12 protein-coding genes are annotated in these 13,622 nt (G+C 55.6%); 9 read left to right on the plus strand and 3 right to left on the minus strand.

The genetic code is table 11. The features are described 5' to 3' along the window. The first annotated feature begins 121 nt into the window (after window positions 1–121). On the plus strand, window positions 122–2,335 hold the full coding sequence (gene ybiO / locus FHC52_RS14395) for a mechanosensitive channel protein (protein WP_126287684.1): 2,214 nt from the start codon (window positions 122–124) through the stop codon (window positions 2,333–2,335). A 48-nt stretch (window positions 2,336–2,383) separates the two neighbouring features. On the opposite strand, the gene rlmF is transcribed toward ybiO, so the two are convergent. Then, entirely contained in the window at window positions 2,384–3,295 is a 912-nt protein-coding gene (gene rlmF / locus FHC52_RS14400) for a 23S rRNA (adenine(1618)-N(6))-methyltransferase RlmF (RefSeq protein WP_008501167.1), read from the minus strand. 243 nt (window positions 3,296–3,538) lie between these two features. Here rlmF and mcbA point away from each other — a divergent pair, with 243 nt between their 5' ends. The 3 genes from mcbA (at window position 3,539) to ybiJ (ending at window position 4,739) form a co-directional block, all read left to right on the plus strand. Continuing rightward, complete coding sequence (gene mcbA / locus FHC52_RS14405; RefSeq protein WP_126287685.1) at window positions 3,539–3,805, plus strand: DUF1471 family periplasmic protein McbA; 267 nt, start codon at window positions 3,539–3,541, stop codon at window positions 3,803–3,805. A 121-nt stretch (window positions 3,806–3,926) separates the two neighbouring features. After that, window positions 3,927–4,193 carry a DksA/TraR family C4-type zinc finger protein gene (locus FHC52_RS14410; RefSeq protein ID WP_128301425.1) on the plus strand — a complete coding sequence of 89 codons (267 nt, stop codon included), beginning with the start codon at window positions 3,927–3,929 and terminating at the stop codon, window positions 4,191–4,193. A gap of 285 nt (window positions 4,194–4,478) precedes the next feature. Next, window positions 4,479–4,739, plus strand: coding sequence for a DUF1471 family protein YbiJ (gene ybiJ / locus FHC52_RS14415; protein ID WP_013097471.1), 261 nt, complete (start codon window positions 4,479–4,481; stop codon window positions 4,737–4,739). A 118-nt stretch (window positions 4,740–4,857) separates the two neighbouring features. On the opposite strand, the gene ybiB is transcribed toward ybiJ, so the two are convergent. Beyond that, complete coding sequence (ybiB, locus tag FHC52_RS14420) at window positions 4,858–5,820, minus strand: DNA-binding protein YbiB (protein ID WP_063615832.1); 963 nt, start codon at window positions 5,818–5,820, stop codon at window positions 4,858–4,860. Window positions 5,821–6,076: 256 nt separating this feature from the next. Between ybiB and FHC52_RS14425 the strand changes: the two genes are divergently transcribed. The 5 genes from FHC52_RS14425 (at window position 6,077) to FHC52_RS14445 (ending at window position 11,438) form a co-directional block, all read left to right on the plus strand. Beyond that, window positions 6,077–6,613 (plus strand): fimbrial protein, encoded by a 537-nt coding sequence (locus FHC52_RS14425; RefSeq protein ID WP_063615831.1) that lies wholly within the window; start codon window positions 6,077–6,079, stop codon window positions 6,611–6,613. A gap of 69 nt (window positions 6,614–6,682) precedes the next feature. Then, window positions 6,683–7,357: a molecular chaperone gene (locus FHC52_RS14430; protein ID WP_063615830.1), complete on the plus strand. Its 675-nt coding sequence runs from the start codon at window positions 6,683–6,685 to the stop codon at window positions 7,355–7,357. Window positions 7,358–7,384: 27 nt separating this feature from the next. Continuing rightward, window positions 7,385–9,928, plus strand: a complete 2,544-nt coding sequence (locus FHC52_RS14435; RefSeq protein ID WP_164552860.1) for a fimbria/pilus outer membrane usher protein — start codon at window positions 7,385–7,387, stop codon at window positions 9,926–9,928. Window positions 9,929–9,951: 23 nt separating this feature from the next. Next, window positions 9,952–10,938: a fimbrial protein gene (locus FHC52_RS14440; protein ID WP_032656491.1), complete on the plus strand. Its 987-nt coding sequence runs from the start codon at window positions 9,952–9,954 to the stop codon at window positions 10,936–10,938. After that, entirely contained in the window at window positions 10,935–11,438 is a 504-nt protein-coding gene (locus FHC52_RS14445) for a fimbrial protein (protein ID WP_126287687.1), read from the plus strand. The genes FHC52_RS14440 and FHC52_RS14445 overlap by 4 nt, the downstream gene beginning before the upstream one ends. Here the strand turns inward: FHC52_RS14445 and dinG are convergent. Beyond that, a complete protein-coding gene (gene dinG / locus FHC52_RS14450) occupies window positions 11,425–13,602 on the minus strand; it encodes an ATP-dependent DNA helicase DinG (RefSeq protein ID WP_220420126.1) in 2,178 nt (725 codons plus the stop codon). The two genes, FHC52_RS14445 and dinG, sit on opposite strands and share 14 nt — an antisense overlap. Window positions 13,603–13,622 lie beyond the last annotated feature (20 nt).

Here is a 13,622-nt window from a genome sequence, read left to right on the forward strand (position 1 = left end):
CTCGCGTTACGCTAAGCCGGGCCTGCCCGGCTTTTTTACGCCAGATTGTTCCCAAAAATCCCCCTCCGCGTCCCGACTTCTATACTTATCATTTTGTTCGACATTTTCACCGGAGGACGCCGTGCCGTGGATCCTGTTGCTGTTGATTAGCCTGTTTAGTGCGCCATCGTTCGCCGTCGCGATCCCCGGTGTGACCACCGGAACAACCGCCAGCCAGCAAAGTACCCCCCCTCCGGAACCGGATGTTGAACAGAAGAAAGCGGCTTACGGCGCGCTTGCCGACGTTCTTGAGAACGACACCTCCCGAAAGGAATTAATCGAGCAGTTGCGCAAAGCCGCCGCCACGCCGCCCCAGGAAACCGTTCCGACCCTCACCCCTCCGCAGGTGGAGGAGCAAAAAACGGTGCTGGAAAATGTCACCGACGTGAGCCGCCACTATGGGGAAGCGCTCTCCTCGCGCTTTGCCCAGCTTTACCGCAACCTGATTGGCTCACCGCATAAGCCGTTTAACCCACAAACGTTTACCGCCGCCGCCATGCAGTTCCTGATGCTGGCCGGTGCAGTCTTCTTTTTTTACTGGCTGGTGCGCCTGTGCGCGTGGCCGCTGTACCGCAAAATGGGGCATTGGGGACGCAGAAAGAATCAGCAGAAAAGCAGCTGGCTGCACCTGCCGCTGATGATCGCCTCAGCGTTTATCATCGATTTACTGCTGCTGGCGCTGACGCTGTTCTTAGGCCAGATGCTGGCCGACAGGCTGAACGCGGGCAACAAAACCATCGCCTTCCAGCAGTCGCTTTTCCTGAATGCCTTTGCCCTGATTGAGTTCTTCAAGGCGCTGCTGCGGTTACTCTTTTGCCCTCACGTGCCGGCGCTGCGTCCCTTCTCCATTCGGGACGAGAGCGCAACATACTGGGCGCTGCGCCTGAGCGTGCTCAGCGGGCTGATTGGCTACGGTCTGCTGGTTGCCGTGCCGATCATCTCCAACCAGGTGAACGTCCAGTTTGGCGCGCTGGCAAACGTCATTATCATGCTCTGCATTACCGTCTGGTCGCTGTACCTTATCTTCCACAATAAAAAGACCATCACCGAGAGCCTGCTGCATCTGGCCGATCGTTCCCTCTCGTTCTTCAGCCTGTTTATTCGCGCATTCGCCCTGGTGTGGCACTGGCTGGCAAGCGCCTACTTCATCGTATTGTGCTTCTTCTCGCTGTTCGACCCGGGAAACAGCCTGAAATTTATGATGGGGGCGACGTTCAAAAGCCTGGCGATTATCGGCATTGCGGCGTTTGTGTCGGGGCTGTTGTCGCGCTGGATCTCGAAAACCATCACCCTGTCGCCGCAGGTACAGCGTAATTACCCGGAACTGCAAAAACGGGTGAACGGCTGGATGTCGGTATCCCTCAAGGTGGCGCGCATTCTCACCGTCTGCGTGGCGATCATGCTGCTCCTTAACGCGTGGAGCCTGTTTGATTTCTGGAACTGGCTGCATAACGGCGCAGGTGAAAAAACGGTCGACATTCTGATTCGCATCGCGCTGATTTTGTTCTTCTCTGCCGTCGGATGGACGCTGCTGGCGAGCCTCATCGAGAACCGTCTGGTGTCGGATATTCACGGCAGGCCCCTGCCCAGCGCGCGGGCCCGCACCTTGCTGACGCTGTTCCGCAACGCGCTGGCGGTCATCATCAGTACCATCACCATCATGATTGTGCTGTCAGAAATCGGGGTGAATATCGCCCCGCTGCTGGCCGGTGCAGGTGCCCTGGGGCTGGCGATCTCCTTCGGGTCGCAAACGCTGGTGAAGGATATTATTACCGGCATCTTTATCCAGTTTGAGAACGGGATGAACACGGGCGATCTGGTGACCATCGGGCCGCTGACCGGCACGGTGGAGCGGATGTCGATTCGCTCGGTGGGCGTGCGTCAGGATACCGGGGCGTACCACATCATCCCCTGGTCCTCGATCACCACCTTTGCCAACTTTGTGCGCGGCATTGGTTCCGTGGTGGCGAACTACGATGTGGACCGTCATGAGGATGCCGATAAAGCGAAGCAGGCGCTGCGCGATGCGGTAGAAGAGCTGATGCAGATGGAAGATATTCGCGGGCTGGTGATTGGCGAGCCGTCATTTGCCGGCATTGTCGGGCTGACGAACACGGCCTTTACCCTGCGCGTGTCGTTCACCACCCAGCCGCTGAAGCAGTGGACGGTGCGCTTTGCGCTCGACAGCATGGTGAAAAAGCACTTCGATCTGGCGAACGTGCGGATGCCGGTACAGACGTATCAGGTCCTGCCGCCGCCCGCAGCGCCGCTCCCTCCGCAGGAGCCGACGCTGTAGCCGGATTGCCGGGTGGCGGCTTCGCCTGACCCGGCCTGCGACGCAGCGCTATTTGCGACGTTTGTTATCGTCCATAAATGACCAGGCGATAAAGCGGCTTTGCTTCTGGCCCTGCGCCATCTCTTTTTTCACTACTTTCACCGCGCCCGCTTCGGTGAGCGCGCGGTAAAGTGGCGGCAGGTTATCTCCGCGGGAAACCAGCGTCGTAAACCACTTCACCTGACGGCCAAACTGTTTGCTTTCCGCAATCATGCGCAGGATAAAGGCCACCTCGCCGCCTTCACACCACAGCTCCTGCTGCTGACCGCCGAAGTTCAGCGCGGCGTCTTCAGCCTGACCCAGGTTGCGGCGCTTGCGCTCGCTGCCCGCGCGGGCCGCTGCCGCCGAATCGTGGAACGGCGGGTTGCACATCGTGGCGTCATAGGTTTCATTTTTATGAATAATGCCGTTGAAGATTGAGGCGGCCTCTTTCTGACGACGCAGGCGAATGGCGCGGCTTAATCCCGGGTTCGCGTTGATAATCGCCTGGGCGCTGGCGAAGGCCTCGGCACCGATCTCGCTTCCGGTAAAGCGCCAGTGATACTCATGCGCGCCGATCAGCGGGTAAATCAGGTTCGCCCCGGTGCCGATATCCAGCACGGTCGCCTGCTGAGGAATAATGCCATCACGGTCTTCAGCCAGAAGATCGGCAAGGTGATGAAGGTAATCCGCGCGGCCCGGAACGGGTGGACAGAGAAAGCCTTCCGGAATATCCCAGTTCGCCACACCGTAGTAATGTGCGAGCAGCGCTTTGTTCAACATTTTAACCGCCTGGGGGTCAGCAAAGTTGACCGAAGGTTCACCCGCGGGGGTCTGGACAATATAGTCCTTTAACGGCGGGCAGCTCAGGCATAACGCATTCATGTCGTAGCGGCTGCGGTGGCGGTTTCGTGGGTGCAATCCCGGCTTTTGGGAAGTCATGGCGTTCTCCTTTAAACAGCGGCGTAAGATACCCTTTGCTGGCCCAACGGTAAATCTTTCTCTGCGGCGCTTAAAAAGCCGCCATAAATCAAACACCTTTATGTCTATGATCTGTCAGCGCAATGTCAATTATTATCGTTCAAAAAATAAGCAGATCATCATCAAATATTTGCGCTAAGTCACACTCGTCAGGCTTCTAAACTTAATGGGAATCACCTGTTGTTTCCTCATGAGGATGTGATTATGAAAAAGTACCTGACCCTTGTTGTTATCGCTACCGCCCTGACGACCGCGTCATTTTCTGCGATGGCCGTTCAGTCGCTGACCCAGAGTACCGACACCAGCCAGCTTCAGCCTGCAGGCACCGTCTCCGTAAGCCGCGCAAGTAACCTGGACGATCTGCAGAATAAACTGGCGGAAAAAGCCCGCCAGGAAGGTGCAAAAGGCTTCGTGGTGAATTCCGCTGGCGGAGATAACCATATGTACGGCACAGCGACCATCTATAAATAATCTGCCCCACCCCATGACTGCATCTGCCTGCCAGATGCAGTTTGCTCTCTTCCTCGCCTTGATTGTTCATTTTTTAACCCCATATTAAAAGCAGGGCATAACACCATTTCAGGAGGATGCTATGGCTTCCGGTTGGGCGAATGATGACGCCGTAAACGAACAGATCAACAGTACGATTGAAGATGCGGTTGCGCGCGCTCGCGGTGAAATCCCGCGCGGCGAAAGCCTGGAGGAGTGCGAAGAGTGTGGAGAACCGATCCCGGAGGCGCGGCGAAAAGCCATGCCAGGCGTAAGGTTATGCATTACGTGTCAGCAGAATAAAGATTCAAAAAATGCTTCACATCCAGGTTATAATCGCAGAGGTTCGAAAGACAGCCAGTTACGTTGACTTTCCTTTACCTAAGTTAACCGCCGGGGCGCTTACCTTTACGCTCACGATTTTTAGCGAACCGCGTAGCAAAATGTGCCCTTCATTTTTGTTCTGTAAAGCGCATCCACAAGAAGTGTAAAGCGCCACTTTGAATTTATTAGTAATCAATAAGTTATTTGTCATTCAATTTTTTTGATTGACCACGTCAATTCTCTTCGATTTTATCTCTCAAGAAAAAACGTGATACTCATCACATCGACGGAACATCGTCCCCTTAACAGAAACACCTGCGAGAGATTACTTATGAAAACCATCAAATATGCTGTAGCTGCTGTTGCCCTGTCCGCTCTGTCTTTCGGCGCTTTCGCCGTAGAGCCAGTCTCTTCTGCTCAGGCACAGAACATGAACAAAGTCGGTGTGGTGAGTGCTGATGGCGCGACCACCCTGGACGGTCTGGAAGCCAAACTGGCTGAGAAAGCGGCTGCTGCCGGTGCAAGCGGATACACCATTACCTCCGCTAACGGCAATAACAAGCTGAGCGGTACCGCGGTTATCTACAAATAATCGCCTGAATGAATGCTGTCCCCTCGCCAAACCCTCTGGTGAGCTGCTCCAACCCTCATTGACCCTGTTGTTTGTTACCCTTGCTTGCCCGTCCGCCACTGGACGGGCTTTTTTTTGCCTAAAACGACTGCGCGACGCGCTGCAGTCCGGCATCCACTGAGTCCACCTCACCAGTCGCCAGCAAACAGCAGGCCATTTGCAGCCTGATGGCGTGCGGAACGGGGACATTGCCCGCCAGACACTCAACGATCCAATGCGCGGTGGTGTGCGGATCTTTTGCCTGCGGCAGGGCCACATCCCTGCTCTCTTCCCCTCGTTCAAGCACTGCACGCGAGCCGGCGGAATCAATCAACATGATTTGCGGGCAGCGCAGTGGGTTGGCATACACCTCCCCTTCCGTTCCGTGCATCAATAACGCCCGTCCGCCAATGTCCTCAAAGAACTTGCCAACACGCGTCACGTACTCCGGGTGCGATACGCTGGAAAGACGCAGGGCGGCGTCTTCATCAAACGGCGTGGCCAGTTTCGCCAGCGTGTGGGCACTGTTGCGCACCCCCATACGCCAGCGCATTTCAAGCTGTTTTTCCAGCGGCGGGCAGAGCGCGCGTACCGGTATATAGACTGGCTGATGCCCGTCCAGCTTCGCCTGCGCCTGACCCGCATGCAGGGTCGGTTCGATACCCAGCAGCGCAAAGATCGTTTCCGTCAGCACGCGCGTTGGATCGTCGCTGACGCCGTGTACGACAACCGGGAACCCAAGCTTGTTAAGCAAAATGGCCAGCAGCGGCGTCAGGTTCGCCTGCTTACGTGCCCCGTTATAGCTGGGAATTACAATCGGCATCGGCTTCGTAACGGGCGGCGTTAAGCGCATCGTTTTCGCCTGCACCGCGTCATAAAAACCGCGCATCTCGGCTTCACCTTCACCTTTAATACGCAGCGCGATCAGGATGCCGCCCAGCTCAAGTTCTGGCACATCGCCGTTCAGCATATGGGTGTACAGCGCATGGGCCGTTTCCTGGTCCAGATCACGGGCGTGATTTTTTCCTCGCCCTACCTCTTTGATAATTTTGCGATAATCCACAACTTCTCTCCTGACAGCATCATCTTATTAACAATATAGCCCTGAAGAACGCCTTGCCGTTAGTCTTTTATCAACGACATCAACCTGCTGTTTTTATGACAAAAAATAAACTCAAGCACTTTTTCAATTATTTGTGATTTCTATAGAAGAATCTTGAACATATATTTTTTGATTAAATAACCACCGGAAAGTCATTAAAGGTCAACGGTGAAAACGTCCAGGCAACGTTCGCGCCAGAAACATAGCAGGATTTATTATGAACAAGGTTGCTTTAGGTTTATTGATCGCCGCAGCGGTGGGATGTTCCGCATCGGCATTTGCGGCAACAAATGGTGAAGGGCAGATTAACTTCACCGGTGAAATTATCGATTCGGCTTGTCAGGTTGTTAATGGGTTAAGCAACCCGTTAAACGTGCAGTTAGGTAAAGTCTCTAAAACGGTATTTACCGGTACAGGATCTACCAGCACATTAACCAAGTTTGATATTCAGTTAACTAATTGCCCGGAAACGGTCACCTCCGCAGCGATTAACTTCGGCGGTACCCCGGATTCAAATAACAATGCTGCGCTGGCGTTAACCCCTGATGTCGATGCGGCAACGGGTGTCGCTATTCAGCTGGTTGATTCCTCAGAACAACCGGTCAGCTTGTATACCCCTTCTCAGCAATATCCATTAACCTCCGGCACGGCGGTTAACGATCTGGAGTTTGGCGCACGCTATATTCAAACGGGATCCGCGATCACCGCAGGCCCGGCTAACTCTGTATCGACCTTCACCGTTATTTATAACTGATCTTATCAATCCTGAGATATTAATGCTTTTGCGAGCATTAATATCTCTTCTATTTATTGAGAAATCTTTATGCGTCATGGTTATTTACTGAGCACACTTTTACTGGTAGCCGCCACTGCACATGCCGGTGTCATTATTAATGGCACACGACTGGTTTACCAGGGAGATAAAAAGGAATCCTCTCTTGGTCTTTCAAATCCAGATGCGACGGATTATCTGGTGCAGTCCTGGGTTGATTCCGGCGGTAAAAACCTGGCAAAAGCCCCGTTCCTGATTACCCCACCGCTTTTCCGCCTTGACGCAAAAGAAGATAACGTGCTGCGCGTGGTGCGCACCGGCGGTAATTTACCGGAAGATCGTGAATCCTTGTACTGGCTGAATATCAAAGCCATTCCTTCCTCAAAGCACGTTGAAGGAATCAACACGCTACAAATTGCGATTAATACGCGCATTAAATTGCTGTATCGCCCCTCTGCGGTTAAAGGCAGACCTGAAGAGGTCGCCGATAAGCTTGAATGGCATCGTGAAGGCAACGATCTGGTTGTCAATAACCCAACGCCTTTTTATATGAACTTCCAGAAGGTGACGCTGAACGGCCATAAAGTAGAAAAAGCCACCTGGGCCACTCCTAAAACTGAAACGCACTTTGCATTGCCCGGCAATGTGAGTGGCTCAACCGTCACGTATTCCATTATTACGGATTACGGCAGCATCAGCCAGACATTGTCAAAAGCAGTTAATTAATCACCTGTTCAGATAAAAGAAATCATCATGTACAGCCATAAAAAGCCGTTCACCTGTCGATTTTCTTCGTTGCTGGTCATTTTATGTGGCCTGGCAATGACGATCTTTGCGCAGCAGGCTATGGCTGACGATTATTTCAACCCGGCGTTGCTGGATATTGATAATCCGCAGCAGGGTAAGACTGACCTCTCCGTATACGAAAAAGGGCCCGGGCAAGCGCCGGGTAAATATCAGGTCGCTATTTTTATTAATAATAATAAAATTGATACCCGCGATGTCACATTTAAATTAGAAAAAGACGCCCACGGGGATAATTCACTCCAGCCCTGCTTCTCGTCAGAGGATTTAAAAAGCCTCGGCATTAAAACCCAAAAATACCCGCAGCTGATGGCAAAAGGCCAGTGCGCCGATTTAAACGCCATCCCTGCGGCATCCGCTACGTTTCACGTTCGCAATCAGCAGCTGCTGCTCAGTATTCCACAGCTGGCCCTGAGCAAGGTTCCACGCGGCTATATCGACCCAAAAGAGTTCGACGAAGGGATCACCGCAGGGCTGCTCAATTACAGCGCGACCGCCAGCCAGAGCCACGCACGCCAGCAGGGTGAACAGGATAACAGCAGCCAGTACGTCAACCTGCGCCCTGGCTTTAACATCGGTGCCTGGCGCGTGCGTAATTATTCCACATGGAACCGCAGCACCCAGGGCAAGGAAGAGCAGCAAAAATTCTTCTCCGTTTATACCTATGCCCAGCGCGATATCGTGGCGATGAAAAGCGACCTCACCGTCGGGCAAAGCTCATCGCCTTCCGATGTTTTTGACAGCGTGCCTTATACCGGCGTGGAGCTTAAATCCGACAGCGACATGCTGCCGGACAGCGAAAAAGGCTTTGCGCCGATTATACGCGGCACTGCCCACAGCAACGCGCTGGTGATGGTCCGCCAGAACGGCTATGTCATTTACCAGAACACGGTCGCGCCCGGCGCGTTTGAAATTAACGATCTCTACCCTACCGGCAGCAGCGGCGACCTGCAGGTCACCGTGAAAGAGACCGACGGCAGCGAAAGTCATTTCGTGGTGCCGTATGCCTCCGTACCGGTATTGCAGCGCGAAAAAAACCTGCGCTACAGCGTCACCGCCGGACGTTATCGCTCTTACGACAACGATGTTGAAAAGACCCCGTTTGCCCAGGGCAGCGCGATCTATGGCTTACCTTATGGTGTCACCGTTTATGGTGGCGTTCAGCAAAGCAGCCATTATCAATCCCAGGCGTTCGGTGCCGGGAAAAACATGGGCGATTTAGGCGCGTTCTCCATCGACGTCACCCGTGCGAAAGCCCTGCTAAAGAAGCAGCAGTCGAGCAAAGGCCAGTCCTGGCGCGTGCGCTATAGCAAAGATTTTGCCGGTTCGGGCACCAACTTCTCGCTCGCGGGCTATCGCTACAACAGCAAAGGGTTCTACACCCTGGAAGACACCATGGAGTCTTATACCCGCTCTGACGACTGGTCTGCTCCCCAGCAGCGCCGCGTCCGAACCGAGGCCACCATCGACCAGACGCTGCCAGAAGGCTGGGGCTCCGTCACCCTTAGCATGGTGAAAGAGACTTACTGGAGCCAGAACCAGGACATGAGCTCCATGAGCGTCAGCTACAACAACAGCTGGCACGGGGTGAGCTACAGCCTGAGCTACAGCATGAACAAGAACACCCAGGACAGCGATGAAAACGGCGACGAAGTGACGAACGACAACCAGTTCTCGCTGAGCGTTTCCGTGCCGCTGGACCACTGGATGCATAACACCTGGGCCACCTACAACCTGAACAATACCAAAGACGGTACCACGCAGAATATCGGCCTGAACGGCACGGCGCTGAAGGAAGACAACCTGAACTGGAATATCCAGCAGGGGCTGAGCAGCACCGGCAGCGGGAACTCCACCAGCATGAACGCCGATTACAAAGCGACCTACGGCGAGGTGAGCGCAGGCGTGAGTCAGGATAAATATCAGCAGACCGTGAACGTCGGTTTGCAGGGCGGCGTGGTTGCCCATGCGAACGGCATCACCCTGAGCCAGCCGTTGGGTGAGACCATCGCGCTGGTGAAGGCACCGGGAACGCACGGGACGCATATCGCTAACCAGACGGGCGTTGAGACCGATTTCCGCGGCTACACCGTCGTGCCGTTTGTGACCGCGTATCGCCATAACACCATTGCGCTGGATACCGAAACGCTGCCGGACGATGCCGACGTAACGCACGCGGCGCAGGTCGTCACCCCAACGCGGGGAGCGGTGGTGCGCGCCAGCTTTAACACCCGCGTGGGCAATCGCGTGCTGATGACGCTCACGCACAACGGTAAACCGCTGCCCTTCGGCGCGACGGTGACTACTGAGGATAAGGACAGCGAATTTATCGTTGGCTCCGATGGCCAAACGTATCTCTCCGGTCTTCCCGCACGCGGAAAACTCTCCGTTGCGTGGGGTGACAATGCCAGCGAACAATGCATCGCGCAGTACGCGCTGGCTGAAGAGAGAGATAAATCCGGCATTATTACCGCTGCCGCACCATGTCAGTAATGCACTGGCTGAGACGAAAGATGATGCAAATCGTTAAACAGAGTTTTTTATTGTTAGTGCTGGGAATATCCGCATTTTTCATGCCGCACGCGAAAGCGTCATGCACGTCACCGGATATGCCAAAGATGATTGATGTGGCCTCCATCTCTGTTCCCACCTCGCTGGCCGTTGGCGCGACCATTCCGGGTTCAGAGCAGACGGTGCACGTTGCCGGGAATTGCTCCAGCACCTACAGCCCGGGGATGGAAATAGTGGCCTGCTATTATGGTTCCGGTTCAGAAATACCGGGCCTGCCGGGCGTGTACGACTCTGGTGTCGCCGGGATTGGTATCGCCCTGATGAACGATCAGGGGCAACGCATCCAGGGGGCCGGTGGCGTCCACTGTGATTCCCGCAATACGCCGGTGGGGTATCTCTCTTCAGATGGACAGCTCTCGTTCAATTTTGACGTGACTCTGGAGCTGGTGAAAACCAGCTCCACGGTGTCCTCAGGCTCGCTTTCTCAGGCTCAGACGGAGTTTGGGCTTGGCGTTTACAATCAGGAGGGCATAGGCAGTCCGAACACCATTTCCTATTCAGGTAACGTCACGTTCAACGAAGTCACCTGCTCCGTTTCGCCGAAAAGCCTTACCGTAACGCTGGGCGATTTCCCGGTCAGCGACTTCACCGGGACAGGAACCCTGACGTCGCCTCAGACGTTCGACGTTACCGTCAACTGCAACGACACCGTGCAGCCCGAAGTCATGGTTTCCAGCGCAAACGGTTATGAAACAGATTTTCCCGGCGTCATCAAACTCACTCAGGAGAGCGGCGTGGCAACCGGTGTAGGGGTACGCATGTTGTTCGATGGCGAAGTCGCCGACTTTGATACCTACAAAAATACGGCAGCCATCGCACAAGCGAACGTTCCGCTGGCGATCCCGTTTGAGGTCGCATATCAACAAACGGCAGCCAGCGTCACCCCCGGCACAGCAAACAGCATTGCCACGATTACGTTGGGATATAAATGAAAAAAATCACCTTACTGCTACTGGCAGGCCTTCTCACGCAGGCGCATGCCGATGAGATCGCGATCCAGATGAGAGGCAATATCATCGCCAATACCTGCTCGGTAGACAGCGCCAGTCAGAATTTGACCATAGATCTGGGACAAGCCGCCTCCAGCGATTTTAAGGATGTGGGGGATACCGGGGAGTGGAAGAATTTTGACCTTACGCTGTCAAAATGCCCGTCCACCACCACGCTCGCCACCGCGACCTTTAACGGCCAGGCAGACAGCGCACACCCGACGAAATTTGCCAGCACGGGCAGCTCCGGCGGGCTGGCGCTGGAGCTGGCAGACCGCCTGGATAGCATTACGATTGCCCCGCAGGCTAGCTTCAGCGCCCTGGTTAATCAAAGCGATCATACCGTCGATTTCCCACTCGCCGCACGCTACTACGCCACCTCCATGCCGGTGAGCGCAGGGACGTTCAGCAGCGTGGTGCAGGTGACCTTCACTTACCAGTAGGACCGCGCCCCTTAGCACGGATGCTTTTCCTGCGCCCGGCGGTCAGTGTTGCCGGGCGTTTTTTTACCTCGGGGACCTCTGGCTGTTCAATCGGAAAGATCGGCAGCGCGTTTAACAACCGTTGGCCGTAATTTTTAGTGAGCAGACGCTTGTCATAAATCACCACCTCCCCCCAGCAGCCGTGGCTACGGATCAGACGCCCGACCTGCTGAATAAGGTTAAACGACGCCGCAGGTAAACTCTGCACCTCAAACGGATAACGGTTGAGGCTCTTCAGCCACTCGCCCTCGGTGATAACGACCGGGCTGTCGATGGGCGGGAAGGCAATTTTATGAATATGCACCTGCGTCAGGTAATCGCCCTTCAAATCCAGACCTTCCGCGAAGGACTGCAATCCCACCAGCACGCTGCGCTCGCCGTTATCGATGCGCTTGCGATGGGTTTCCACCAGCCGGTAACGGGGCTGGTCGCCCTGGACCAGCAGAAGCAGGCGCAGGTCGGTCACATGTTCCAGAAAACGCTGCATCGCCCGTCCGCTGGCAAACAGCACCAGCATGCCGGGGTACTTTCTGCTCTCAACCTGTTCGCGGAAGTAGGCCGCCATTTCCGCAATGTGCTGCTCTTCGTTGTCGATCAGCGGCTCATACTTCATGCGCGGGATCACCAGCTTCCCCTGCTCGCAGTGGTTAAACGGCGAATCCAGCGCGACAAAACGATCGCCCGCTTTCTCTTTCAGGCCGCTCATCTCCTGCAGCCGCGAGAAGCTGTTCAGGGAGCGCAGCGTGGCGGAGGTCACGACCACGTGCGGCACGCTGCGCCAGATGAGTTTTTCCAGCTGATCGGCCACGCGGATGCCCACGCAGTGGAAAAACAGGTGGACCTGGCCGTCGCGCACTTCACGCGTGGCCCATTTGGTGACCGGCGCGCCCGACGCCTGCGCCATCGAGGCCAGCCGCCAGAGCTTGCTCTGCGCTTCGAACATGCCGAGCGCACGGTTCATTTGCAAAAGAATACGGTGCAGGCGAACAACGTCATGGGTGCCGGTTTTCTCGCTGAGATCGTTTAAGAACATCTCCGCCAGCCCGCGCAGCTTTTCCAGATGCTTCGCCAGCTGCTGGCAAATCTCCATCACCTCGTCCGGCAGTTCGCCCATCGCAAAGCGGTGTTCCGCCTCCTGGGCTGCGGGAAGATAAAGATTCAGGATGTTGTTCAGAGACGAGATAAGGCTGTAAACCTCTTCGCAGTGGTCGCTTAGACGCTCCGGCACCGCCAGCGGCTGCGTGGTTTTCGGGCGAAACTGCTCCATGCAGGTGGCGACAAGCTTGCAGAAGAGATCCAGCTGCAGGCGGAACCAGGGCGCGGTAATTTCTGCGCTCATCTCCAGCGCGTCGCGCGCCACGTCGGGCAGATGGTGGCCTTCGTCGAGCACCAGCAGCAGGTTTTTCGGCTCCGGCAGCACCGCTTCGCTCTCCAGCGCCGCCATCACCAGCGCGTGGTTAGCCACCACCACTTCGGCTTCCTGAATTTCGCGCCGCGCGACGAAGAACGGGCATTCGCGGTAGTAGTGACAGTTGCGGTTCAGACAGCTGGCCTTGTCGGTGCTGAGCCTGCGCCACAGATCGTCGCTGATGGCTTTATCGGTGTGATCGCGCAGGCCATCCCATTTATAGCCATCAAGATCGCCTTTCAGCGTTGCGCAGAGCTCCTGCTCGGCTTTGCTGCTGGGCGTGAGATCGTCGTCGAGGAACGCCAGCAGATCCTGTTGCGACGCCTCGCTGCTGGCAAGCCCTGCCAGGTTACGCGGGCAGACGTAGCGCCCGCGGCCAAAGGCGGCCGTAAACCGCAGGTCGGGGATGATTTTGCGCAGCAGGGGCAAATCTTTGCTGAAGATCTGGTCCTGCAAGGCCACGTTGGCAGTGCTGACCACCAGCGTTTTGTCCTCCTCCCGCGCGATGGCGATGCCGGGAATGAGATACGACAGGGTTTTCCCGACGCCTGTCGGGGCTTCAATCGCCAGATGTCGCCCGTCGTCCCCGGCGAGCGTTTTTGCCACGTCGGCAATCATCTGCCGCTGCGGCGCTCGGGGGATAAAATCGGGGATCTGCTGTTGTAGCGCCTTATACCAGGCGCCTATTTGCGCTTTCAGCGCCGCGGTTAAAGCCATTGGAAAACCTGAAATACTGT

Source organism: Enterobacter sp. EC_64 (genome assembly GCF_019584165.1).
Taxonomy (GTDB): domain Bacteria; phylum Pseudomonadota; class Gammaproteobacteria; order Enterobacterales; family Enterobacteriaceae; genus Enterobacter; species Enterobacter roggenkampii.

Bases quoted from the DNA above. Each gene is read 5' to 3' on its own strand.
- rlmF (WP_008501167.1), bottom strand. From the start codon at position 3,295: ATGACTTCCCAAAAGCCGGGATTGCACCCACGAAACCGCCACCGCAGC.
- mcbA (WP_126287685.1), top strand. From the start codon at position 3,539: ATGAAAAAGTACCTGACCCTTGTTGTTATCGCTACCGCCCTGACGACC.
- FHC52_RS14410 (WP_128301425.1), top strand. From the start codon at position 3,927: ATGGCTTCCGGTTGGGCGAATGATGACGCCGTAAACGAACAGATCAAC.
- ybiJ (WP_013097471.1), top strand. From the start codon at position 4,479: ATGAAAACCATCAAATATGCTGTAGCTGCTGTTGCCCTGTCCGCTCTG.
- FHC52_RS14425 (WP_063615831.1), top strand. From the start codon at position 6,077: ATGAACAAGGTTGCTTTAGGTTTATTGATCGCCGCAGCGGTGGGATGT.
- FHC52_RS14430 (WP_063615830.1), top strand. From the start codon at position 6,683: ATGCGTCATGGTTATTTACTGAGCACACTTTTACTGGTAGCCGCCACT.
- FHC52_RS14435 (WP_164552860.1), top strand. From the start codon at position 7,385: ATGTACAGCCATAAAAAGCCGTTCACCTGTCGATTTTCTTCGTTGCTG.
- FHC52_RS14440 (WP_032656491.1), top strand. From the start codon at position 9,952: ATGCAAATCGTTAAACAGAGTTTTTTATTGTTAGTGCTGGGAATATCC.
- FHC52_RS14445 (WP_126287687.1), top strand. From the start codon at position 10,935: ATGAAAAAAATCACCTTACTGCTACTGGCAGGCCTTCTCACGCAGGCG.
- dinG (WP_220420126.1), bottom strand. From the start codon at position 13,602: ATGGCTTTAACCGCGGCGCTGAAAGCGCAAATAGGCGCCTGGTATAAG.